The 21,102-nt window shown below is 62.6% G+C and carries 20 protein-coding genes and 1 riboswitch; of the genes, 15 read left to right on the top strand and 5 right to left on the bottom strand.

The window, feature by feature from the left end:
- Positions 1-11: 11 nt before the first annotated feature.
- A complete protein-coding gene (locus GV035_RS25055) occupies positions 12-950 on the bottom strand; it encodes a BadF/BadG/BcrA/BcrD ATPase family protein (protein WP_159837714.1) in 939 nt (312 codons plus the stop codon).
- A gap of 106 nt (positions 951-1,056) precedes the next feature.
- Here GV035_RS25055 and GV035_RS25050 point away from each other — a divergent pair, with 106 nt between their 5' ends.
- The 3 genes from GV035_RS25050 to GV035_RS25040 all read left to right on the top strand — a co-directional run bounded on the left by GV035_RS25050 (position 1,057) and on the right by GV035_RS25040 (position 2,912).
- The gene (locus GV035_RS25050) at positions 1,057-1,668 is read left to right on the top strand and encodes a DNA-3-methyladenine glycosylase I (RefSeq protein WP_159837712.1); all 612 of its coding nucleotides are present in this window, start codon (positions 1,057-1,059) and stop codon (positions 1,666-1,668) included.
- 425 nt (positions 1,669-2,093) lie between these two features.
- Complete coding sequence (locus GV035_RS25045; protein ID WP_159837710.1) at positions 2,094-2,519, top strand: hypothetical protein; 426 nt, start codon at positions 2,094-2,096, stop codon at positions 2,517-2,519.
- A gap of 15 nt (positions 2,520-2,534) precedes the next feature.
- Positions 2,535-2,912: a hypothetical protein gene (locus GV035_RS25040; RefSeq protein WP_236572720.1), complete on the top strand. Its 378-nt coding sequence runs from the start codon at positions 2,535-2,537 to the stop codon at positions 2,910-2,912.
- Between the two features lie 114 nt (positions 2,913-3,026).
- Here GV035_RS25040 and rpsU read toward each other — a convergent pair whose 3' ends face one another.
- Both rpsU and GV035_RS25030 read right to left on the bottom strand, forming a co-directional pair.
- Positions 3,027-3,239 carry a 30S ribosomal protein S21 gene (rpsU, locus tag GV035_RS25035; RefSeq protein ID WP_159837708.1) on the bottom strand — a complete coding sequence of 71 codons (213 nt, stop codon included), beginning with the start codon at positions 3,237-3,239 and terminating at the stop codon, positions 3,027-3,029.
- Between the two features lie 381 nt (positions 3,240-3,620).
- Entirely contained in the window at positions 3,621-4,571 is a 951-nt protein-coding gene (locus GV035_RS25030; RefSeq protein WP_159837706.1) for an aldo/keto reductase, read from the bottom strand.
- 182 nt (positions 4,572-4,753) lie between these two features.
- Between GV035_RS25030 and GV035_RS25025 the strand changes: the two genes are divergently transcribed.
- From GV035_RS25025 to GV035_RS24985, 9 genes are all read left to right on the top strand, one after another.
- Positions 4,754-7,099, top strand: a complete 2,346-nt coding sequence (locus tag GV035_RS25025; protein ID WP_159837704.1) for a tetratricopeptide repeat protein — start codon at positions 4,754-4,756, stop codon at positions 7,097-7,099.
- Complete coding sequence (locus GV035_RS25020; RefSeq protein ID WP_159837702.1) at positions 7,096-8,259, top strand: DegT/DnrJ/EryC1/StrS family aminotransferase; 1,164 nt, start codon at positions 7,096-7,098, stop codon at positions 8,257-8,259. The genes GV035_RS25025 and GV035_RS25020 overlap by 4 nt, the downstream gene beginning before the upstream one ends.
- A 2-nt stretch (positions 8,260-8,261) precedes the next feature.
- Positions 8,262-8,786, top strand: a complete 525-nt coding sequence (locus GV035_RS25015) for a GNAT family N-acetyltransferase (protein WP_236572718.1) — start codon at positions 8,262-8,264, stop codon at positions 8,784-8,786.
- Positions 8,787-8,799: 13 nt separating this feature from the next.
- Positions 8,800-9,579, top strand: coding sequence for a phytanoyl-CoA dioxygenase family protein (locus GV035_RS25010; RefSeq protein WP_159837697.1), 780 nt, complete (start codon positions 8,800-8,802; stop codon positions 9,577-9,579).
- A 36-nt stretch (positions 9,580-9,615) separates the two neighbouring features.
- A complete protein-coding gene (locus tag GV035_RS25005; protein ID WP_159837695.1) occupies positions 9,616-10,338 on the top strand; it encodes a class I SAM-dependent methyltransferase in 723 nt (240 codons plus the stop codon).
- Between the two features lie 11 nt (positions 10,339-10,349).
- Positions 10,350-11,030 (top strand): WbqC family protein, encoded by a 681-nt coding sequence (locus GV035_RS25000; RefSeq protein ID WP_236572717.1) that lies wholly within the window; start codon positions 10,350-10,352, stop codon positions 11,028-11,030.
- Between the two features lie 218 nt (positions 11,031-11,248).
- Complete coding sequence (locus tag GV035_RS24995) at positions 11,249-12,379, top strand: flagellin (RefSeq protein WP_159837691.1); 1,131 nt, start codon at positions 11,249-11,251, stop codon at positions 12,377-12,379.
- A gap of 177 nt (positions 12,380-12,556) precedes the next feature.
- Positions 12,557-14,098 (top strand): flagellar filament capping protein FliD, encoded by a 1,542-nt coding sequence (fliD, locus tag GV035_RS24990; RefSeq protein WP_159837689.1) that lies wholly within the window; start codon positions 12,557-12,559, stop codon positions 14,096-14,098.
- A gap of 15 nt (positions 14,099-14,113) precedes the next feature.
- Positions 14,114-14,413 (top strand): flagellar protein FliT, encoded by a 300-nt coding sequence (locus GV035_RS24985; protein ID WP_159837687.1) that lies wholly within the window; start codon positions 14,114-14,116, stop codon positions 14,411-14,413.
- Positions 14,414-14,526: 113 nt separating this feature from the next.
- On the opposite strand, the gene GV035_RS24980 is transcribed toward GV035_RS24985, so the two are convergent.
- On the bottom strand, positions 14,527-15,537 hold the full coding sequence (locus GV035_RS24980) for a sodium:calcium antiporter (protein ID WP_159837685.1): 1,011 nt from the start codon (positions 15,535-15,537) through the stop codon (positions 14,527-14,529).
- Between the two features lie 101 nt (positions 15,538-15,638).
- Positions 15,639-15,807, bottom strand: a riboswitch (yybP-ykoY riboswitch).
- Positions 15,808-16,042: 235 nt separating this feature from the next.
- Between GV035_RS24980 and GV035_RS24975 the strand changes: the two genes are divergently transcribed.
- Entirely contained in the window at positions 16,043-17,638 is a 1,596-nt protein-coding gene (locus GV035_RS24975) for an ABC transporter substrate-binding protein (protein ID WP_442859588.1), read from the top strand.
- A gap of 18 nt (positions 17,639-17,656) precedes the next feature.
- Here the strand turns inward: GV035_RS24975 and GV035_RS24970 are convergent, their stop codons facing one another.
- The gene (locus GV035_RS24970; protein WP_159837683.1) at positions 17,657-18,730 is read right to left on the bottom strand and encodes an MBL fold metallo-hydrolase; all 1,074 of its coding nucleotides are present in this window, start codon (positions 18,728-18,730) and stop codon (positions 17,657-17,659) included.
- A 106-nt stretch (positions 18,731-18,836) separates the two neighbouring features.
- Between GV035_RS24970 and GV035_RS24965 the strand changes: the two genes are divergently transcribed.
- Together GV035_RS24965 and aceK are read left to right on the top strand one after the other, a co-directional pair.
- Positions 18,837-19,259: a MerR family transcriptional regulator gene (locus tag GV035_RS24965; RefSeq protein WP_159837681.1), complete on the top strand. Its 423-nt coding sequence runs from the start codon at positions 18,837-18,839 to the stop codon at positions 19,257-19,259.
- Positions 19,260-19,290: 31 nt separating this feature from the next.
- A complete protein-coding gene (aceK, locus tag GV035_RS24960; protein WP_159837679.1) occupies positions 19,291-21,099 on the top strand; it encodes a bifunctional isocitrate dehydrogenase kinase/phosphatase in 1,809 nt (602 codons plus the stop codon).
- Positions 21,100-21,102 lie beyond the last annotated feature (3 nt).

Genomic DNA, 21,102 nt, shown 5'->3' with positions numbered 1-21,102 from the left:
AGCTGGATATTCTATCGCGGCTCTTTTGCGGATTGCCCCGTCACGCCGCCCGACAGCGCCGCGCGCCGCGCGAGTTCGAGCGCGCCGGCGGCGGAATCCGCCCGAGGGCGGCAGAGGCGCGCGCGTAAAGGCGTCGGCACGAAAGGCTCGTAGGGCGCGGCCAGTCCGCCGCAAAGCGCAACCGGCAGTTCGCCCGCCGGATCCAGCGCCGCGACGAGCAGTTCGATCTCGCGCCCCGCCTGCTCCAGCAACTGCGCCGCCGCCGGATGATCGCGGTATTCGAAGACGCTCGGCGCGAGCGTGGCATACGCGGTCTGATTCGACGCGCACAGCCACACGACGAGGCTGTCGCGATCCGTTGCGCCGGTCTGCCGCAAGAGCGCGCGGGACCAGTCATCGGCGGGCAGGCGGCCGTCCAGCACGCGCTGAAGGTGAACCACCGCGCGCAGCCCGAGCCAGGCGCCGCTTGCTTCGTCGCCGCTCGGAAAGCCGTATCCGCCCGCGATATGGCAGACACCCTCGCCGTCCAACGATGCCGCAATGCTGCCGGTGCCGAGCGCCACGATCACGCCCGGTCCGCCGCCGTGCGCGCCGAGGACGGTCGTGTACGCGTCGCTTTGCACGCTCAACGCGCGAACCGGCGGCGCCATGCTCAGGAAAGCCGCGAGCCAGTCCGCGTTGTTGACGCCCGCGAGGCCGCAGCCGAGCGAACAGGCGCGCCAGTCGAACGGAAGGCCGGCGGCATCGAAGGCACGCGTGCAGACATCGCCGATGGAACGCCACGCCTCTTCGACGCCCAGCGCCAGGCCCGAAGGACCGCCGCTCGCGCGGGCCAGTTCGACGCCGTGCGCGTCCGCCAGAATCACGCGCGTGCCGCTTCCGCCGCCGTCGATGCCGAGCAGAAAGCCGTTGATTTCGGAGTTCGTGAAAGTGCGAGTGAAAGTGTTCATGGCCGCAAGCATAGCGGCGACGGTTGCGCACGCCAATTAGCCGAATGGCCGAGGTGGCGCGGCAATCGCGTTCCGCTATGCTGGCGCGATCGAAACGAGGATCGCAATGGCAGACACCGAACCAACCCGCTGCGCCTGGGCCACCACCGACGCAATGGCGCATTACCACGACACCGAATGGGGCGTCCCTTCCCACGACGACCGTCACCTTTTCGAAATGCTGGTGCTGGAAGGCGCGCAGGCCGGTCTTTCGTGGTCGACCATCCTCAACAAGCGGGAAGGCTATCGCGCGTTGTTTGCGGGCTTCGACATCGACACGGTGGCGCGCTTCACGGAGGACGACATCGAGCGGATCGTCGGCGACGCGCGCGTGGTGCGCAACCGGGCGAAGATTACATCCGCCGTCATCAATGCGCGTGCCGTGCAGCGCATTCAGGCCGAACACGGCTCGTTCGCCGACTTTGTATGGGCCTTCGTGAACGGCGTGCCCATCGATACGCCGCGCGATGCGGGCAATCCGACGCCCGCCTCGACGCCCGAATCCGATGCATTGAGCCGCGCGCTCAAGCAATACGGCTGCAAGTTCGTCGGCACGACCATCTGCTACGCCTTCATGCAGGCGACGGGGCTGGTGAACGACCATGCCGTCGGCTGCGTCGCGCGCGCCAAGACTAAGACCAAGCGCAAAGCGTCCGAGAAAACCAGACCTTCAGCCTAGTCCGATGCAAGCGGTTTTTGCTTTTTGGCAACAACCTCTCCGCAATACCGCGTTGACTAGGGAAAGTCCTGATCGCACGGTTTTTTTTGCAGTGAAGCATGGCGCAAGCCGCGCCGCATAAAGCGCGGACCCTGCTTCTGCGGCACTGCACGAACGTTCACATCGTGTAAAAATGTCGTTCTCGCGTGCGTTACCGCACCTTTTTACCGAGCCGTGCCGTTATAACTGACGGTGTGCGGATCGTTCACTGAGTGGAGAGATCCGCCGCGAGTACACGGACACGGCAAACCGCGTGTCCTAAGGCCGGGGAAACCATCGTGCTCAAAGCAGTAGCCGGGCGGCGTGCGCGCCGTCCGATGCCGCAGGTGCAGGTTGCTCGAAATTCAACGCATGGCCGCTGCGCAGGGGCGCAGGGGAGAAAGATCATGAAAAGCTTGAACTTCCTGACGCATCAGGAGATTTTTGACAACGCGGTGCAGCACCTCTTCACACAGGGACAAGCCGCTTTGCTGCCTCACGGCGGCGGCGCTTATCGCGGGTTCTGCGGCGGCTGCCCGGTTGGGAGCCTCATCAAGCCGCGCGACTACGTGACCGCGATGGAAGGCGTGCCGATCCGCTACATCGGGAAATCGCCGGAGTCGGTGCCGGCGTACATGGATGTCGGCGTCGCCGCGCTCAAGCGCGCTTTGCTGCGCGCGCGCATCAATGTCTTCGATTCGACCACCGTCGAACTGCTTTCCTGCCTGCAGAACGTCCACGACGTTTTCGGCAAATGGGAATGGCGCGAGCGTCTTACGTCGATCGCGCGGCAGTTCGGTCTGTCGGCCGAGCTCCTGAAAACGGCTGCCTAACGGTGCGGGTGCGGTATGTTGAGCCCTGTCACGATGTTGAGCCCGAAGGACGTCTTCCATCGCGTGAGCGCGCATTTGCTGGCGCAGGGCGCCGTCTCGGAAGATGACAACGGGTCGTGCCGCCTGAGAAGCGCGCACGGCCGCAAGTGCGCGATCGGATCGCTCGTGCGCGACGATCTTTACGAGGCGGAGCTGGAAGGCGTCGGCATTTCGTACTATCGGCATGCGCAGGACGGCAAGCTGCTGCGCGCGCTGTATGCCTCGAACGTGAATGCGTACGATCCGGTCATCATCGATCTGCTGATCGAACTGGAACAGATTCACGACGACGCCAGTGTGGAGGAATGGCCGCATCTGCTGCAAGCACTCGCCAGGCGGCACGCGTTCGCCTGAGCGAACGCCCTGGTTGAAACGGGGCGAAGAAAGCGAAACGGCGGTGCGCCCTCACGGGTCGCACCGCCGTTTCGCCTTTTCGGACCGAAAGAACCCGGTCCGGGCGAAGACGCTTTAGTGCATCTTCTTCGGCAGCATCTGGCTACGCAGGCGCTTGCGCAGGCGGGCAACAGCCGCAGCCTTTTTACGCTTGCGCTCGGTGGTCGGCTTTTCGTAGGACTGGCGCTCGCGCAGTTCGGCGATCAGGCCATTCTTTTCGATGGTGCGGCGGAAGCGCCGAATCGCGACATCGAACGGCTCGTTTTCTTTAAGGACAATAGTGGTCATGACAATCCTGGTTTGCTAAACGTATTTCTAAGTGCGCAACGGAAAACCCGCCGCGCGCCGGCACTCCGATCGTCCGCCGGGCATAAGGCGCAGAAAAGCCAAAAGGCGCAGCGGACACGAGCAAAGCGGCCACGGAGGCCGGAAAAGAGAGAGTTGGGATTCAACCGCAAAACGGCATGTGCGTACGAAAGAACAGCCTGAACGCACACTTTCGGCGCCGTTCTCCGCTGGCGATTAACGTTTTGACGTTGTCATTTTCAGCGGCGAGGACGCAAGATCGGGCCAGAAATCGGGCACATTTCTCGATTCGGGCGCGATGTTACCAGAACACCGCGCCCCTGCCAACTCTTCGAAGCCCGCCAACTCATTGATGCAACAGATTTATTTCTGCCACGCGCTCGCTTCGTCGAGCATGCTCACTTCTTCGGGATCGAGCTTGAGGCGCGTGGCGGCTGCGAGACTTTCTAGTTGCTGCACCGACGTCGCGCTGGCGATCGGCGCCGTCACGCTCGGCCGCGCGATGATCCACGCGAGCGCCACCGTCGCGGGCGTCGTGTCGTGGCGCTTCGCGGCGTCATCGAGCGCATCGAGAATCTTCAGGCCGCGCTCGTTCAGATACTTCTCGACTCGCGAGCCGCGCGCCTTGCCCTGCATGTCTTCCTTCGAGCGGTACTTGCCCGACAAGAAGCCGCTCGCCAGGCTGAAGTACGTGACGACCGCGATCTTGTGGGCCTCGGCGACAGGCTCGAGATCGGATTCGTAGCCTTCGCGATCGTAGAGGTTGTACTCCGGCTGAAGGATTTGATAGGCCGGCAGCGCCGATTCCTTCGCCACCTTCAGCGCCTCTTCCAGCCGCGCGCCCGTGTAATTCGACGCGCCGATCACCCGGACCTTGCCCGCCTGAATGAGCTTCTGGTAAGCGCCGAGCGTCTCGTCGAGCGGCGTCTTGTCGTCGTCGAGGTGCGAAAAGTAGACGTCGATGTAGTCGGTCTTGAGACGCCGCAGCGAATCGTCCACGGCCGCCGCGATGTTCGCCGCCGACAGCCCCGCGCGCGCGCCGAGCATGCCGACTTTGGTCGCCAGCACGACTTTGTGGCGCTTGCCGCTCTCCTTGAACCACTTGCCGATGATCGTTTCCGATTCGCCGCCCTGATGCCCTTCGACCCATGCGGAGTAGACGTCCGCCGTGTCGATGAAATTGAGGCCGTGATCGACGAACGCATCGAGGATGGAGAACGACGTGCGCTCGTCCGCCGTCCAGCCGAACACGTTGCCGCCGAAGACGAGCGGCGCCACTTTCAAATCCGATGTGCCGATGCTGCGAGTTTGCATGGGTGCTCCGTGTGCAAGAGAGAACGGACAGACAAGCATACGCGGTACCCAAAGCGGCTGCCGGCGATGCCCCCGCGGATTCTCTGAACAGAGCCGGTTTTTCCGCGCAGTTCCTCGATTTCGATCGCGCGGCGGCGTCTGATAATTCCTCTCGAACCATTATCAGGCGCAATCCGCACACCATGACTGCTTCGACCGAGCTTCCGGACGCACCCGCTTCCACCAACGATCCAGGATTCGACGAGGCGCTGTCGCACGTGCTGAGCGCGGCGATCGAGCATCATCAGAAGAACGAATTGGACGAGGCGCAGGCGCTCTATCGCATCGTGCTCGATGCCAGCCCCGCTCATCCCGATGCCAATCACAATCTCGGCGCGCTCGCGTTGCAACAGCGCGATTTCGAGCGCGCGATCACGCACTTCGAAGCGGCCGTCGGCGCGAATCCCGATCAGGGCCACTTCTGGGCCAGCTATATCAATGCGCTGACCGTGAGCGGCCAGACATCGGCGGCGTGGGTCGCGCTCGAAATGGCGCAGCAGCGCGGGATGAAAGGACCGGCGGTCGATCGGCTGATCCAGCAACTCGTGTTGTCCGGGAACGCGCCCGCGCCCGTTGCGCCCGTTGCGCCCGTTGCGCCCGTTGCGCCTGCGCCGGCACAGAAAGCCGTCAGCGCGGCCGCAAAGAAAGAGGCGTCCGTGATGCGCATGGCCGCGCCGCCGCAGCAGCAGATCAATCGCGTGACGACGCTCTATCATCAGGGCCGCACTGCCGAAGCTCTCGACATCGCGCGTCAGATGACCGAGCGGTTTCCGAATTTCGCGCTCGGATGGCGGGCGATGGCCAGTTCCCTGCACAGCCTCGGACGCACGTTCGAGGCAATTGAACCGTTCGCGCGCACCCTGGAACTGGAGCCGGCGGACGTGGAATCGCGCAAGGTGCTCGCCGACTGCCTGCGCCTGCAAAACCGTCTTGCCGATGCCGAAGCCGCGTGCCGCGAAGTCCTTGCGCAGGCACCGGAGCACGCGGAAGCGTTTCGCATCCTCGGCATGACGTTGCAGTCGATGGGCCGCCACGAGGAAGCCGAAGCGTGCTGCCGCAAGACGGTGAAACTCACGCGCTCGGTGGTGGCGTACAGCACGCTCGGCGTGATGCTGCTCGACCAGGGCCGCCTGAAGGAAGCGCAGATCGAACTGCGCCGCGCGCTCGAGATCCAGCCGGACTACGGCATCGCGCACGAAAACCTCCTCTTTTGCATGAGTCACGACGAAGACGTCGATGCCGATGCGCTTTTCGCGCAACACGTCGCATTCGGCGAGCAGTGCGAGGCGCCGTTGCGCGCCCAGTGGAAACCGCATGCCAATTCGCGTCACCCGGAGCGGAAACTGAAGGTTGGTTTCGTTTCCGGCGATCTCTTCCACCATGCGATTTCCACGTTCATCGAGCCGATCTTCGAGCATCTTGCGCATGACACCGGCTTTGAGATTCACGTGTACTACAGCCACTCGATCAGCGACGACGTGACCGCTCGCCTGCGTCAGAACGCGGCGCGCTGGAACACCGTCAACGGATTGACCGACGCGCAACTCGCCGACAAGATTCGCGCCGATGGCATCGACGTGCTGATCGACCTTTCCGGGCACACGTCGCGCAATCGGCTGCTCATGTTCGCGCGCAAACCCGCGCCGATTCAGGCGAGCTGGATGGGATATCCCGGCACGACCGGTCTTGCGGCGATGGACTATTACTTCGCCGACACCTTTCACGTTCCAGAGCACCACGCGCAAGGCCAGTTCGTCGAGAAGATCGCGTATCTGCCGGCCAACGCGCCGTTTCGACCGGCAAGGTTCGCGCCGCCCGTCAACGGACTGCCCGCGCTGCACAACGGCTATCTCACGTTCGGCAGTTTCAACCGCATCAACAAGATTCAGCCTCGCGCCATCGCGCTGTGGGCCGAACTGCTTCGCGCGCTGCCCGACTCGCGCATGCTCCTCGGCGCGATGCCACCGGATTCGGGCCACGAGACGCTCACCGAATGGTTCGCGAGAGAAGGCATCGCGCGTGAACGGCTCGATTTCCGCTCGCGCTCGAACATGCCCGTGTATTTGCAGCAGCATCATCACGTCGATCTCTGCCTCGACACCTTCCCGTATTCGGGCGGCACCACGACGCTTCATGCCATGTGGATGGGCGTCCCCACGATCACGTTGCCGGGCCGCCTGATGGCAAGCCGCGGAAGCACCGCCGCACTGTCTCTCGCCGGGCTGGACGACTTCGTCGCGAAAGACCACGCCGACTTCGTCGCGAAGGGCGTGGCGTGGGCGAACGATCTCACGCGGCTCGCCGAACTGCGCGCGAGCATGCGCGTCCGCTGCGCCGAATCGCCGATGCTTCAACCGGCCGTGATCGCAGCGGGCCTGTCCGCTTCCCTGCTCGAAATGTGGCGCCGCTGGTGCGCGGGACTCGCGCCCGCCGCGCTGGACGTGCAACAGCTCGGCGAAACCGCGCGCAACTCTGTGGAAAAATCATGAGCAGCCTTCCCGTTCGCATCGTGGAGCCGATCGTCGACGAACGCATTTTCGTCACGCAGCCGCATCTCGCGCCGCTCGCGGAATTCGTGCCCTATCTGGAAAAAATCTGGAACAGCAAGGTGCTGACCAACGGCGGGCCGTTCCATCAGCAACTGGAAAAGGCGTTGTGCGACTACCTCGGCGTCGAGCATCTCGCGTTGTTCGCCAATGGCACGCTCGCGCTCGTGACGGCGTTGCAGGCGCACCGCGTGACGGGCGAAGTCATCACGACGCCGTATTCCTTCGTCGCCACCGCGCATTCGCTGTTGTGGAACGGCATCAAGCCGGTGTTCGTCGATATCGATCCGGACACGCTCAATCTCGATCCCGCGAAAATCGAAGCGGCCATCACCCCGCAAACCGCGGCGATCATGCCGGTGCATTGCTATGGCCGTCCGTGCGATGTCGAAGCGATTCAGAAGATCGCCGACAACTACAACCTGAAGGTGATCTACGACGCAGCGCATGCGTTCGGCGTGAAGACGCGCGGCGGCAGCGTGCTCGAACACGGCGACCTTTCCGTGTTGAGTTTTCACGCGACCAAGGTGTTCAACACGTTCGAGGGCGGCGCGATTGTCTGCCCGGACGCAAAGACGAAGCAGCGTATCGACCATCTGAAGAACTTCGGCTTCGTGGATGAAACGACGGTCGTCGCGCCGGGCATCAACGGCAAGATGAGCGAGATCAACGCGGCGTTCGGCCTGCTCCAGCTCAAGCATATCGATGCGGCGCTCGAACGCCGCCGGCAGATCGACGCGAGATACCGCGCGATGCTCGGCGATATAAAAGGCGTGCGCTGTCTTCCGGAGCCCCGAAGCGCGGACGAATACGTCGCCAATCACTCGTATTTTCCGATTCTCGTCACCGACGAGTATCCGCTCGAACGCGATGCGCTATTCGAGCATCTGCGCGAACACGACATCTACGCGCGCCGCTATTTCTATCCGCTCATTTCCGAGTTTCCGATGTATCGCGGCCTGCCGTCGGCGCACCGTGCGAATCTGCCGGTTGCAGGCGATGCAGCGCGTCGCGTGCTGTGTCTGCCGATTTATCCCGCGCTGGAAGATCACGACATGGACCGTATCGTCGGCCTGATCGCGAATCCGCAACGCCGAGCATGACGATGGATATCTACCTGCGCGAAATTCAGGCCGCCGATCTTCCCGCAATCACCGCATGGCGCGCCGATCGCGACGTGGTCGACGCGCTCGTCGGCAACTTCCGCCATGTGAACGACGACGTCGACCGGCGCTGGTACGACGCGTATCTCGCGAGCCGCGCGAACAACGTGCGCCTCGCGATCTGTCTGCGCGAAAGCGGGCAATGCGTCGGCGTCGTGTATCTGCTCCAGATTCACTGGATCAACCGCACCGGCGAGTTCGGCATTCAGATAGGCGACGCGGCGGCGCGCGGCCGCGGTATTGGCGAAGCCGCAACGCGGCTCATGCTGCAACACGCGTTCGCCGATCTCAACCTGCGTCGCGTCTCTCTGTCGGTGCTGGCGGACAACGCGCGCGCCATCCGTCTCTACGAACGCGTCGGCTTTCGTCACGAAGGCGTGCAGCGCGAAGCGGTTTTCAAAGGCGGACGCTACGTCGACTTGCTGATGATGGCGACGCTCGCCGGCGACCAGGCCGCGCAGCAGTAAGGAGCAACACGCAATGGACATGACTTCGTTCGATCACAGGCTGACTGAGCACGGCTGGATTGTGTTTCCCGATGCGCTCGACGCCGGTCTCGTCGATCGTCTGCGTCGGGATTGCCTGAAATGGGTCGATATCTGCACGCAGTATCAGGTGGCGAGCGGCATTAACGCGAATGGCGACGGTACCGCGCATCACAGCATCGGCGCGAACGACAGCATCGACGAGTTCATCGCGATGCATCTCTTTCATCCGTGGCTCACGCATTTCTTCGCGGACAGGCCGTACATCCTGCACGCGTGTAATCCCGTCGGCGGCTTCCCGCGCGCGCAGAACTATGTGCATCGCGTGCATCGCGATGTCTCGACGTTCATTCCGAACTTCAATCTGCGCATGGACATGCTCGTGATGCTCGACGACTTCACGATCGAGAACGGCGCGACTCAAGTGCTGAGCGGCTCGCACATTCAGGACGAACAACCCGACGACGCGAGCTTCGCCGCCCGCGCGCAATACGTGACGGGCCGCGCCGGCTCCGTCGTGCTCTTCAATTCCTACCTGTGGCATCGCGGAACGCTCAACACGACGGCACGCAATCGCGTCGCACTGACGCTCAGCTACGGACCCGCGTTCGTGAAGCCGCAGATGGACTACGCGCGGCTCATCGGCGAGGAGCGAGGCGCGCGGCTCGCGCCGCTGACGCGTCAGGTGCTCGGCTTCAATTCGCGCGTGCCGGTGAGCCTGTCGGAATGGTATCGACCGCGTACCGAAAGACTTTATCTGCCCGATCAAGGCTAACCTGGGCAAGACCCAACCAGACATAGAAGGCAAGCGATGCGTGACTACAATGCCGAGGCCCAGTCGCGGCCCGACAAGCGATACGACTACAACTTTGACGAGATCGTGCGCGACTACATGATGAAGCGGTTCGCGCCGCATTTCGAGCCGGGCCCGGCTCTGGAACTCGGCTGCCATGAAGGCCGATCGACGACCCTGCTCGCGCAACACTTCCCGGATCTCACGGTCGTGGAAGCGTCATCCGATGCCATCGCCGTTGCGCAACGCAATTCACCGGACCACGTGCGCTTCATCAACGCGACATTCGAAGTCGCCGAGCTGGACCGCAAGTATCGTTCGATCTTTCTGATCAACACGCTCGAGCATCTCGAAGAAACCGGACCGGTGCTGCGCAACATTCGCGACTGGCTCGCGCCCGACGGACGCTTCTACGTCCTCGTGCCCAACGCCGACGCGCCTTCGCGGCAGATCGCCGTGCGCATGGGACTGATTGCATCGAACAATGCGGTGACGCCCGGCGAATGGGCGCACGGACACCGAAGAACGTATTCCTTCGATACGCTCGAAGCCGACGTGCGCGCCGCCGGTTTCAAGGTCGAACAGCGCGGGGGCCTGATGTTCAAGGCGCTCGCCAACTTCCAGTTCGATCGCGCGCTCGAAGCGGGCATCATCGACGATAAATATCTCGACGGCATTTACGACCTCGGGATGATTTATCCGCAAATGTGCGCGAGCATTTTCCTTATCTGCGGCAAATGAAAGTCGCGATCATGCAGCCTTACTTCCTGCCCTATATCGGCTACTTTCAGCTGATCGGGGCAGTGGACGTGTTCGTCGTCTACGACAATATCAAATACACGAAGAAAGGCTGGTTCAATCGGAATCGCTTTTTGCAAAACGGCGGCGATGCGTATTTCAGCATTCCGCTCGTCAACGATTCGGATTCGCTCGATGTCGTCGCGCGCTTCATCGCGCCTTCGTTCGACCGGCAGAAGCTGCTCAATCAGATACAGGGTGCGTATCGGCGCGCGCCGCATTTCGCGCAAGGCTTCGAATTGCTGCGCGAATGCGTCGAGCATGAAGACCGCAATCTTTTCCATTTCCTGCATCACTCGATTCGCGCGACAAACGAAAGGCTGTCGCTCGACACGCGGATCGTCGTTTCATCGACATTGCCGATCGACCATTCGCTTCGCGCGCAGGACAAGGTGCTGGCGATATGCGGCGCACTCGGCGCGACGACGTATATCAACGCAATCGGCGGCACCGCGCTTTATTCGGCGCCGGATTTCGCCGAACGCGGAATCGAGCTGCGGTTTTTGCAACCGCGCCCGCTCGAATACCGGCAGTTCGGCGAGCCGTTCGTGCCCTGGCTTTCCATTCTCGACCTCTTGATGTTCAACCCGGCTGACCAAGTCAAAGCCATGTTAGGCGAATTCGATCTCGTTTGACCGATGTGGCGCGGGCGTTCTACCCGGCGCGCGCACGCGCAGCCGGGCGGCGCAAACCGCGCGAGGCATCGTCCGAAAAATTTCCGAATTGCCTCAACGTCGAGCCTAAAGTTTTCTTCGAACGCCGCCGAAAACCTAAACAAGCGGCCAAGCAACTAGCCGCCCCGACCAAAAACGGCGTTGTCTGAGATACAGCGCCAGACCCTTGGAGATTGAAAATGATCGGTATCAACAGCAACATCAACTCGCTGGTCGCCCAGCAAAACCTGAACGGCACGCAAAGCGCACTGTCGTCGGCCATCACGCGTCTTTCGTCGGGCAAGCGCATCAACAGCGCGGCTGACGACGCAGCCGGCCAGGCCATCGCTTCCCGCATGACCTCGCAGATCAACGGCCTGAACCAAGGCGTGTCGAATGCGAACGACGGCGTGTCGATGACGCAAACGGCATCGAGCGGTCTTAGCCAGATCACGGACAACCTCCAGCGTATCCGCCAGCTGGCTGTTCAGTCGGCAACCGGCTCGCTGTCGCCGAGCGACCAGACCGCGCTGCAAAAGGAAGTCTCGCAGCGTATCGCTGAAGTGAACCGCATTGCATCGCAAACGACCTACAACGGCACGAACGTGCTGGACGGTTCCGCAGGCGTGGTGAGCTTCCAGGTTGGCGCGAACGTCGGCCAGACGATCTCGGTCGACCTGAGCCAGAACGTGTCGTCGGCCAAGATCGGCGGCGGTTTCGCACAGTCGGGCACGGCAATCGGTTCGATCACGGGCCTGAGCCTCGACGCAGCGGGCGCGGCAACGACCGGCACGGCAGCAATCACGACGATCAACGTTCTCGCCGACGGCAAGGGCGGCTTCTCGTTCACGGACCAGAACAACCAGGCGATCTCGTCCGGCGTGGCAACCGCTTCGGAACTCTCCGTGACGGCTGCTTCGGGCACGACCCCCGGTTCGATCGCGTTCCAGACGCCGAGCGGTGCAACGAGCGCGCAAACCACGCAACTCGCGTCGCTCAACTCGAACAACAAGCCGCCGCTCGTTTCCGCCATCGACATCAGCACGACCAATGGCGCCAACGGTGCGATCGAAGCGATCGACAACGCGCTGAACTCGGTCAACGCCATTCAGGCAAACCTGGGCGCCGCGCAAAACCGCTTCACGTCGATCGCCGCCACGCAGACGCAACAAGCGACGAACCTGTCGTCGGCACAATCGCAGGTCACCGACGCGAACTTCGCGCAGGAAACCGCGAATCTGTCGAAGGCTCAAGTGCTGCAACAAGCTGGTATCTCGGTGCTGGCTCAAGCGAACTCGATGCCCCAGCAGGTTCTGAAGCTCCTCGGCTAAGCATTGCCGACGTTGTAAGGCGCGCATTCGCCGTTCAATGCGCGCCGCTGTAGAAATAGCCGCACAAGAAGCACCGCAGTCAGCGCCCGGGGAGCTCGTCTCCCTGTGCGCGTTTCCGGGAGATGACGACTCCCGCCCAATTCGAACGATCGCGAACGCGTAAGCACCGGAGTACACATGACCACCGTAGCCACGACAACGGGTTCCACTGTCGATCCGACGAGCGCCGTCCAGCAGGCCGCGCAGTCCATCATCAGCGGCTCCACGAACTCGACGATGGACGTGAACTCGCTCGTGAGCGCGATCGTCAACTCGAAAGTCGCGGGCCAGACGGACGCACTCAACAGCAAGAAAACGACCGACAACACGCAGCTCACCGCGATCGGCACGCTGAAGTCGATTCTCTCGCTGCTGCAAAGCTCGCTCGCGAATCTCGCGAACGGCACGACGCTCTCGCAGTTCACCGCCACCGCCGACGGCAAGGGGCTGTCGGCCTCCGCGGCGAGCGGCGCGGTGACGGGCAGCTACGCTGTGAGCGTGCAGAACATCGCGACGTCGCAGTCGATCACGTCGGGCGCCTTCCAGTCGACCGATACGCTGGGCACCGGCTCGATGACGCTCAGCGTCAACGGCAAGAGCAGCACGATCAAGATCGACAGCAGCAACGACACGCTGTCGGGCATCGCCTCGGCGATCAATTCGGCGTCGGACAATCCAGGCGTCACGGCGACCATCGTCAACGGCACGGACGGCGCGCACCTCGTGCTGCGCTCCTCGTCGACGGGTCTGTCCAACGGCATCAACGTCGCGGTCAATGCTGACGACAGCACGTCGTCGATCAACAAGCTCGCCGTCACCACGACGAACGTCGCCGCGAGCACGACGACCGATCCCAACGATCCGACCAAGACGATCACCACGCCCGCGCAAACGTCGATCGGCGCGTCGGCCAACTGGACGCAGAACACGGCGGGCCAGGACGCGAATCTGACCATCGCGGGGACGGCCGTTTCGAGCGCGACCAATTCGATCAGCAACGCCATCACGGGCGTGAACATGACGCTCACGTCGGACTCGGTCGGCACGTCGCAGACGCTCACGATCGGTCAGGACGTGAGCGGCCAGAAGACGACCATCGACGCGTTCGTCACGGCATACAACAACTACATCAGCACGGTATCGTCGCTGACGTCGTTCGATTCGACGCAGTCGGCAGGCTCGCAAGGCGGCGCGCTGCTCGGCGATTCGATGATGAACACGATCAAGAACACGATCGCGAGCACCATCAGCAAGGCTGTCGGAACCGGCACGAGCCAGGTCAACCTGGCGTCGATCGGCATCGCGCTGCAACCGGACGGTTCGCTCAAGACCGATGAAGACGCGCTCACGACTGCGCTCACGAACAACACCGGCAAGGTCGCTTCGCTGTTCAATTCGACCAACGGCGTGGCCGCGCAATTGAACACCAGCCTGACGTCGTTCCTGCAGACGGGCGGCGTCATCGACACGCGCACGACCGCGCTCAACGCGGACCTGTCGAGCATCGCCGATCAGCAGACGCAGCTCACCGCTTACACGCAGCAATTGACGACGTCGTACAACGCGCAGTTCACGGCGCTCAACACGCTGATGTCGCAGATGGCGACGCAGGGCAGCTACCTGACTGCGCTCTTCGGCGGCACCAACAGCGCCGGCGCGCTGGCGACGAACTCGAAGTAAAGGCGGAGACTCAGGATGAACCAGCAAGAATTGATCGAGAACGCGTGGTCGCTGACCGAGGCGATCGAAGCAGCCGTGAACAACGGCGACTGGGCGCGTGCCGCCGAAATCGACGCGAAGCGTGCTCCGCTTGTGATGGCGCTGCAAGCCGATCAGCCGGCGGACGCGCTCGCCGTCATTCGCAAGATCCAGGCAAGCATCGATGCAGTCACTGCACGCGCGCGGACGGCACAGACGACGCTGGCAGCGGCGTATCGCCGCTCGATGGATGGCGCCAAAGCCGCGAGCCGCTACCAACAGGCGGCGCGGTTCTAAAGTTTTCCCCGCAAGCGCCGTTAATTAATCTAAGAACAAAAAGAACGACGCGCCGGTTTCGACGGCGCGCTGCTTTACTCTTCGATGCCCGCTCTTGCGGGCATTTTTATTTCTCAGCGCCCGAGCGTCAGCGTCAGATAAGCCGCATACAGCACGCCGTTGCCGAGCAGCGCCCAAAGCGCCACACCCTTCCCTCTTGCATTGAAGCGCAGCCACGCCGCCGCCAGGAGCGTGATGAGCACGCCGGTCAGCACTTCCACGCGCGGCTCCCACGGCGTCAACATGATGCCGATAGACGGCAGCAACGTGCCCTGAAAAACCATCGCGCCGGTGATGTTGCCAAACGCGAGCGTGTCCTTGCCGCGCCGCGCCCAGAGAATGCTGTTGACCTTCTCAGGCAGTTCCGTCGCAATCGGGATGACGATGAGCGACAGCAGCAGCGCCGATACGCCCAGCGCCTCCGAAACGCCCTCGACGCCGTGGATGAAGCCCTTCGCGCCGCCCACCAGCAGCACGATGCCGATCAGGAACTGCAGCATGATCGAGCCGAGATTCGTCTTCAAACCGACGCGCGAAATGAAGAGCGCTTCGGGCGCTTCGGTCCCGTGTCCGCTTTCGACGAGATTCGCCGATGCGCGGAACGTCGAGATCACATAGATCACGTACAGCCCGACGAGCCCCGCCGCGAAGAGCGCGCGCACTTGCCATGCGTGGTGCGGCACGAACATCGCGCCGGCCGCGATCAGAAAGGCGAACAGGAAGAAGTTCAGATCGCGCGTGAAGCCGCTGCGCTCCGGTTCGATCACGCCGCGCAAGCCGCGCGATTTCACGATGGCGAGCGTCATCAGGAACGTGGAAAGCGTCGCGAGCATCAGCGGTGCGCCGAGAATCGCGCCGACGCCAATTTCCTCGTTGACCGCGCGGCTCGCCGTGCCGCCAAGGAGCGCGATGATCGGCACTGTCGTTTCCGGCAAGGCCGTGCCCACTGCCGCGAAAAGCGAGCCCGTCACGCCTTCGGAAATGCCGAGCCGCTCGCCGAGATGTTCGAGCGCGTTAGTGAAAAGCTCCGAGGCGATCAGGATGATCGCGAGCATCAACGCGAGTTCGAGGAAGAGCATCGTCATGCGGCACCTCGCATGAAACGATGCGGCGACAGCGCACGGCCAATGCTCGTGCGCAAAAGAAAGAGATGTTGGAGTTGTGGGGACACGATGATTCCACGGTCGGACGTCAGCGAACCATGATGCGCCACGCGCCGTCCGACCAGGAACGACATGACGCATCATTGGTCTCGCCAAACCGGACCGGTCGAACGCGCCACGGCAGCAGAGCCGAGGATGTTGACGCGTTCTCCTTCGCAAACGGAAGGAAGGCTACTCCCCAAAGACCGGGGCAGTGTAGCGTGACGCGCCGCGTTCGGCAAGCCGCTCGGGCAAGCCGATCCAGCAGGCCCGGCATATCGGTATGCGCAAGCGTTCGTTGTCGTGCTCGCGCGCGTTCGCTAAGCTACCCGCGCGGGCGCGGTGCTTGCTCGGCATCGCGCGACTGGTTTTATCGAGCAATAACAACAAACGATGTGTGATTCACGGAGCACGCAAAAGAAGCGCGCTCCCGTCGACCGGAGAACCCATGCGCCTGAAACGCTTGCCTGCCCTTCTCGCTGCCTTCGTCATGGCCGCGCCCATGCTCGCGCAGTCCAAGCCCCTCACCGTCTGCACGGAATCGAGCCCGGACGGCTTCGATGTCGTGCAGTTCAATTCGCTCGTCACGACGAACGCATCGGCGGACGTCATCTTCAACACGCTCGTCTCCTACGACGAAGCGGCGAAAAAAGTCGCGCCGTCGCTCGCGCAGAAATGGGACGTATCGAGCGATGGCTTGACCTATACGTTCCATCTGCGTCCGAACGTGCAGTTCCAGAGCACCGATTACTTCAAGCCGACGCGCCCGCTCGATGCCGACGACGTCGTCTTCACGTTCGACCGCATGCTGTCGGAGAGCAATCCGTGGCACAAGGTTGCGGGCGCGAGCGGCTTTCCGCACGCGCAGTCGATGGGCCTCGTCAAGCTGATCAAGAGCGTGACGAAAGTGGATGACCGCACCGTCAAGTTCGAACTGAACGAGCCGAACGCGACCTTCGTGCCGATTCTCACGATGGGCTTCGCATCGATCTATTCGGCGCAATACGCGGACCAGTTGCTGAAGGCGAACAAGCAGGTGGATCTGAACAGCAAGCCCATTGGCACCGGTCCCTTCGTGCTGAAAAGCTATACGAAGGATGCCGTCATCCGCTACGACGTGAATCCGTCGTACTGGGGCGCGAAGCCGAAGATCGACCGTCTCATCTACGCGATCACGCCCGACGCCACCGTGCGCGCGCAGAAGATCAAGGCGGGCGAATGTCAGATCGCGCTTTCGCCGAAGCCGCAGGACGTGCTCGACGCGAAGAAGGACAGCTCGCTCAAGGTCAGCGAAACGCCCGCGTTCATGACCGCGTTCGTCGCGCTCAACACGCAGAAGAAGCCGCTCGACAACCCGAAGGTGCGTCAGGCGCTGAACATGGCGTTCGATCGCACGACGTACATGAAGACGGTCTTCGACAACACCGCGACGCCCGCCGTGAATCCCTATCCGCCGAACACGTGGAGCTACGACAAGAACGTGCAGCCGTACCCGTATTCCGTGGATCGCGCGAAAAAGCTGCTGGCGGATGCAGGCTTGCCGAACGGCTTCGATACGACTATCTGGGTGCGCCCGAATGGCAGCGTGCTGAATCCGAACCCGAAGGCGGGCGCGGAACTGCTGCAAGCCGACCTCGCGAAAATCGGCGTGAAGGCGCAGGTGAAAGTGATCGAATGGGGCGAGCTGATCAAGGAAGCGAAGCAGGGCCAGCACGACATGCTGTTCATGGGCTGGGCCGGCGACAACGGCGATCCCGACAACTATCTGTCGCCGCTATTCAGCTGCAACGCGGTGAAGTCGGGCATCAACTTCGCCCGCTTTTGCGACCCGCAACTGGACAAGCTGATCGCGGACGGCAAGGCGACGCCCGATCTCGCGAAGCGCACGAAGGCGTATGTGGATGCGCAAAAGATCATCCACGATCAGGCGCTGTGGATTCCGCTCGTGTATCCGACCGCCGCCGCGCTCACGCGCACGAACGTCAGCGGCTATAACGTGAGTCCGTTCGGGCGGCAGAACTTCGGCGCGGTGTCGGTGCAGTAACGCGATTGGCGCGATGGCTCAGGTCGGCGAGAAGCGGATCACACCGTCATCGCCGGTCCGGCGTGAAAGCGTGCCGTCGAGCCACAGCACATGCAGATGCGCGAGCGCCTCGCCGAGCGCGAACGTCATCTGATGAAGATCCAGTGCGCGCCTGAACATGATCGGCACGATATCCGCGGCGCTGCACGGCTTCGCAGCGCACGCGTCGCGCACTTCCGCGAGCCGCGCCCGATGATGCTCGCGAAGCTGCGCGATGCGCGTCTTCACGCCGCGAAACGGCTTGCCGTGCGAGGGCAATGCGAGCACGCCGGCGGGCATCGTCTCATAGCGCGCGAGCGATTCCAGATACAGCGCGAGCGGATTGCCTTCCGGCTCGATGGCGAACACCGACACGTTCGTCGAGATGCGCGGCAGCACCATGTCGCCGGAAATGAGCAGTTCGTCGGCCGCGCAGTAGAGCGCAACGTGTTCCGGCGAATGGCCGTAACCCGTCACCACTTGCCACTCGCGCGTACCGATTCGCAGCCGGTCGCCCTCGCGGATGCGGCGGAATTCGCGCGGCATCGAAGGGACGAGCGTCGGGTAATAGCTGTCGCGCTTTTTGAGCGCATCGAGCGATGCGGGGTCCGTCAAGCCGTGCGCCGCGAAGTGCTGCGCCGCGCGCTCGCCGCCCGCGTTCGAGCCGTCGCCCGCGGCCATCACGCGGCCCATCGCGTATTCGCCGAGCGAGATCCACAACCGCGCGTTCCAGCGTTTCTTGTCGCCGCCCTGACAGATCCAGTCGGCGAGCCCGAGATGGTCCGGATGGCAATGCGTGACGATCACGCGCAGCACGGGCTGGCCGTCGAGCACCGTGTCGAACACGCGCTCCCAGTTCGCGCGAATGCTCTCGTCCGCGATGCCGCAATCGATTACCGTCCAGCCCTTCACGCCGTCGATCTCATCGCGCAGCAGCCACAGGTTGATGTGATCGAGCGCGAAAGGCAGCGGCATGCGCAGCCAATTGACGCCGGGCGCGACTTCCCTCACGCCGCCCGATGCGGGCAATTCGTCGGCAAAAACATAGTCGAGCTGGTGTTCGAGTGCGTTCATCGGTCGGGGCTCTGAGGGTTTGCGCCGCGTTGCAATCCGGCGAAGTTGACGATAACGTAAACGTCATTCTAACGTTGGACGCGCCATGGCGCGCGGCGCTTTTCCAATGACTCAGCCCACGCATTACACGATCACCGAACTGGCGCGCGAGTTCGACATCACGCCGCGCGCCATCCGCTTCTACGAAGATCAGGGGCTGCTCGCGCCGCGCCGCGAAGGCGCGAACGGCCTGCGGCGCGTGTATTCGTCGCGGGATCGCGCGCGCCTCAAGCTGACCTTGCGCGGCAAGCGGCTCGGTTTCACGCTGTCGGAGATTCGCACGCTGCTCGACCTTTACGATTCGCCTACCGGCACGACGGCGCAACTGCGCGGCTTCGTCGACACCATTGCAGCGCATCGGCAAGTGCTGGAACGGCAAATGGAAGACATCAACACGACGCTCGCGGAACTCGCCGCCTACGAAAAGGAAGGCCGCGCGCTGCTCGCCGCCGGCATGGACAAGCGCGCCCGCCGACCGAAAGCCGCATGATGTGACCTCGACCCACGACGCGCACGCCGACATGAATCACTTCCCCAAGCTGCTTTCGTCGCAGATCGGCTTCGATGTCGCGCAGACGCTGCTCGAAGGCTTCGATCGACATTACCGCGTGTTTCGCGATGCCGCGATCGAAGCGAAGCCGCTTTTCGAGCGCGGCGACTGGCACGCGCTCGCGCGGCTGGCTCGCGAGCGCATCGCCTCGTATGACGATCGCGTGGCGGAATGCGTGGCGCGGCTCGAAGACGAATACGATGCCGAGCATATCGACGACGATGTGTGGCAGCAGATCAAGCTGCATTACATCGGCCTGTTGACGACGCATCGGCAGCCGGAATGCGCCGAGACGTTTTTTAATTCGGTGTGCTGCAAGATTTTGCATCGCTCGTATTTCAACAACGATTTCATCTTCGTGCGCCCGGCCATCTCGACCGACTACATCGAGAACGACGAGCCCGCCGCCAAGCCGACGTATCGCGCGTATTACCCGGACACCGACGGCCTCGCCCCGACGCTCGAGCGTATCGTCACGAACTTTCAGCTGGAGACGCCGTTCGAGGATTTGACGCGCGACGTGCAATGCGTGATGCAATCGCTGCGCGATACGTTCGGCGAATTCGCGCCCGCGCCGAACTTTCAGATTCACGTGCTTTCGTCGCTGTTCTTTCGGAACAAGGCCGCCTATATCATCGGGCGCATCATTCACGGCGATTCATTGCTGCCGTTTGCCATCGCCATTCGCCATACGCCGAGCGGGCTGCTCGCGCTGGATACCGTGCTGACCGAACGTCAGCAACTGCTCATCATCTTCAGCTTCGCGCACTCGTATTTTCTGGTGGATATGGAAGTGCCGTCCGCGTACGTTCACTTCCTGCGCACGATCATGCCGGGCAAGCCGAACGCGGAAATCTACACGTCGCTGGGCCTGCAAAAGCAGGGCAAGAATCTGTTTTACCGCGACTTGCTGCATCACCTGAAGCATTCGAGCGACGCGTTCATCATCGCGCCCGGCATCAAGGGACTCGTGATGATCGTGTTCACGCTGCCGTCGTTTCCTTATGTGTTCAAGCTGATCAAGGACGCCTTTCCGCCGCCCAAGGAAACCACGCGCGCGAAGATTCAGGACAAGTACCAGCTCGTGAAGCGGCATGACCGGCTCGGACGCATGGCGGATACGCTGGAGTATTCGAGTGTCGCACTGCCGCTTGCGCGCCTCGATCATGCGCTCATCCGCGAACTGGAGAAGGAAGCGCCTTCGATGATCGAATACGAAGGCGACAAGCTCGTGATACGCCATGTGTATATCGAGCGGCGCATGGTGCCGCTCAACTTGTATCTGCAAAACGGCCGCGCCGATGACATCGATCACGGCATCCGCGAATACGGCGACGCCATCAAACAGTTGATGCAGGCCAACATCTTCCCCGGCGACATGCTGTACAAGAATTTCGGCGTCACGCGGCACGGGCGCGTGGTGTTCTACGATTACGACGAGATCGAATATCTGACGGACTGCAACGTGCGCCGCGTGCCGCCGCCGCGTAACGAAGAGGACGAACTGTCCGGCGAACCGTGGTATACCGTCGGGCCGCACGATATCTTTCCCGAGACGTACGGCACCTTTCTGCTCGGCGATCCGCGCGTGCGCGAAGCGTTCATGCGCCATCACGCCGATCTCTTCGACCCTGCCCTGTGGCAGCGTCACAAGGAGCAACTGCTGCAAGGCGAACTCGCCGATTTCTTCCCCTATGACCGTGCCATCCGCTTCTGCATCCGTTATCCGGAGCGATTCGACAAGGCACCCGCGCGCGCCGCGCAAGGCGCGCGCGCATGAAAC

This window comes from Burkholderia sp. 8Y, assembly GCF_902506145.1.
Lineage (GTDB): Bacteria > Pseudomonadota > Gammaproteobacteria > Burkholderiales > Burkholderiaceae > Caballeronia.
This window is presented reverse-complemented; position numbering and strand designations above follow the sequence as displayed.

Bases quoted from the DNA above. Each gene is read 5' to 3' on its own strand.
- GV035_RS25055 (WP_159837714.1), bottom strand. From the start codon at position 950: ATGAACACTTTCACTCGCACTTTCACGAACTCCGAAATCAACGGCTTT.
- GV035_RS25050 (WP_159837712.1), top strand. From the start codon at position 1,057: ATGGCAGACACCGAACCAACCCGCTGCGCCTGGGCCACCACCGACGCA.
- GV035_RS25045 (WP_159837710.1), top strand. From the start codon at position 2,094: ATGAAAAGCTTGAACTTCCTGACGCATCAGGAGATTTTTGACAACGCG.
- GV035_RS25040 (WP_236572720.1), top strand. From the start codon at position 2,535: ATGTTGAGCCCTGTCACGATGTTGAGCCCGAAGGACGTCTTCCATCGC.
- rpsU (WP_159837708.1), bottom strand. From the start codon at position 3,239: ATGACCACTATTGTCCTTAAAGAAAACGAGCCGTTCGATGTCGCGATT.
- GV035_RS25030 (WP_159837706.1), bottom strand. From the start codon at position 4,571: ATGCAAACTCGCAGCATCGGCACATCGGATTTGAAAGTGGCGCCGCTC.
- GV035_RS25025 (WP_159837704.1), top strand. From the start codon at position 4,754: ATGACTGCTTCGACCGAGCTTCCGGACGCACCCGCTTCCACCAACGAT.
- GV035_RS25020 (WP_159837702.1), top strand. From the start codon at position 7,096: ATGAGCAGCCTTCCCGTTCGCATCGTGGAGCCGATCGTCGACGAACGC.
- GV035_RS25015 (WP_236572718.1), top strand. From the start codon at position 8,262: ATGGATATCTACCTGCGCGAAATTCAGGCCGCCGATCTTCCCGCAATC.
- GV035_RS25010 (WP_159837697.1), top strand. From the start codon at position 8,800: ATGGACATGACTTCGTTCGATCACAGGCTGACTGAGCACGGCTGGATT.
- GV035_RS25005 (WP_159837695.1), top strand. From the start codon at position 9,616: ATGCGTGACTACAATGCCGAGGCCCAGTCGCGGCCCGACAAGCGATAC.
- GV035_RS25000 (WP_236572717.1), top strand. From the start codon at position 10,350: ATGCAGCCTTACTTCCTGCCCTATATCGGCTACTTTCAGCTGATCGGG.
- GV035_RS24995 (WP_159837691.1), top strand. From the start codon at position 11,249: ATGATCGGTATCAACAGCAACATCAACTCGCTGGTCGCCCAGCAAAAC.
- fliD (WP_159837689.1), top strand. From the start codon at position 12,557: ATGACCACCGTAGCCACGACAACGGGTTCCACTGTCGATCCGACGAGC.
- GV035_RS24985 (WP_159837687.1), top strand. From the start codon at position 14,114: ATGAACCAGCAAGAATTGATCGAGAACGCGTGGTCGCTGACCGAGGCG.
- GV035_RS24980 (WP_159837685.1), bottom strand. From the start codon at position 15,537: ATGACGATGCTCTTCCTCGAACTCGCGTTGATGCTCGCGATCATCCTG.
- GV035_RS24975 (WP_442859588.1), top strand. From the start codon at position 16,043: ATGCGCCTGAAACGCTTGCCTGCCCTTCTCGCTGCCTTCGTCATGGCC.
- GV035_RS24970 (WP_159837683.1), bottom strand. From the start codon at position 18,730: ATGAACGCACTCGAACACCAGCTCGACTATGTTTTTGCCGACGAATTG.
- GV035_RS24965 (WP_159837681.1), top strand. From the start codon at position 18,837: ATGACTCAGCCCACGCATTACACGATCACCGAACTGGCGCGCGAGTTC.
- aceK (WP_159837679.1), top strand. From the start codon at position 19,291: ATGAATCACTTCCCCAAGCTGCTTTCGTCGCAGATCGGCTTCGATGTC.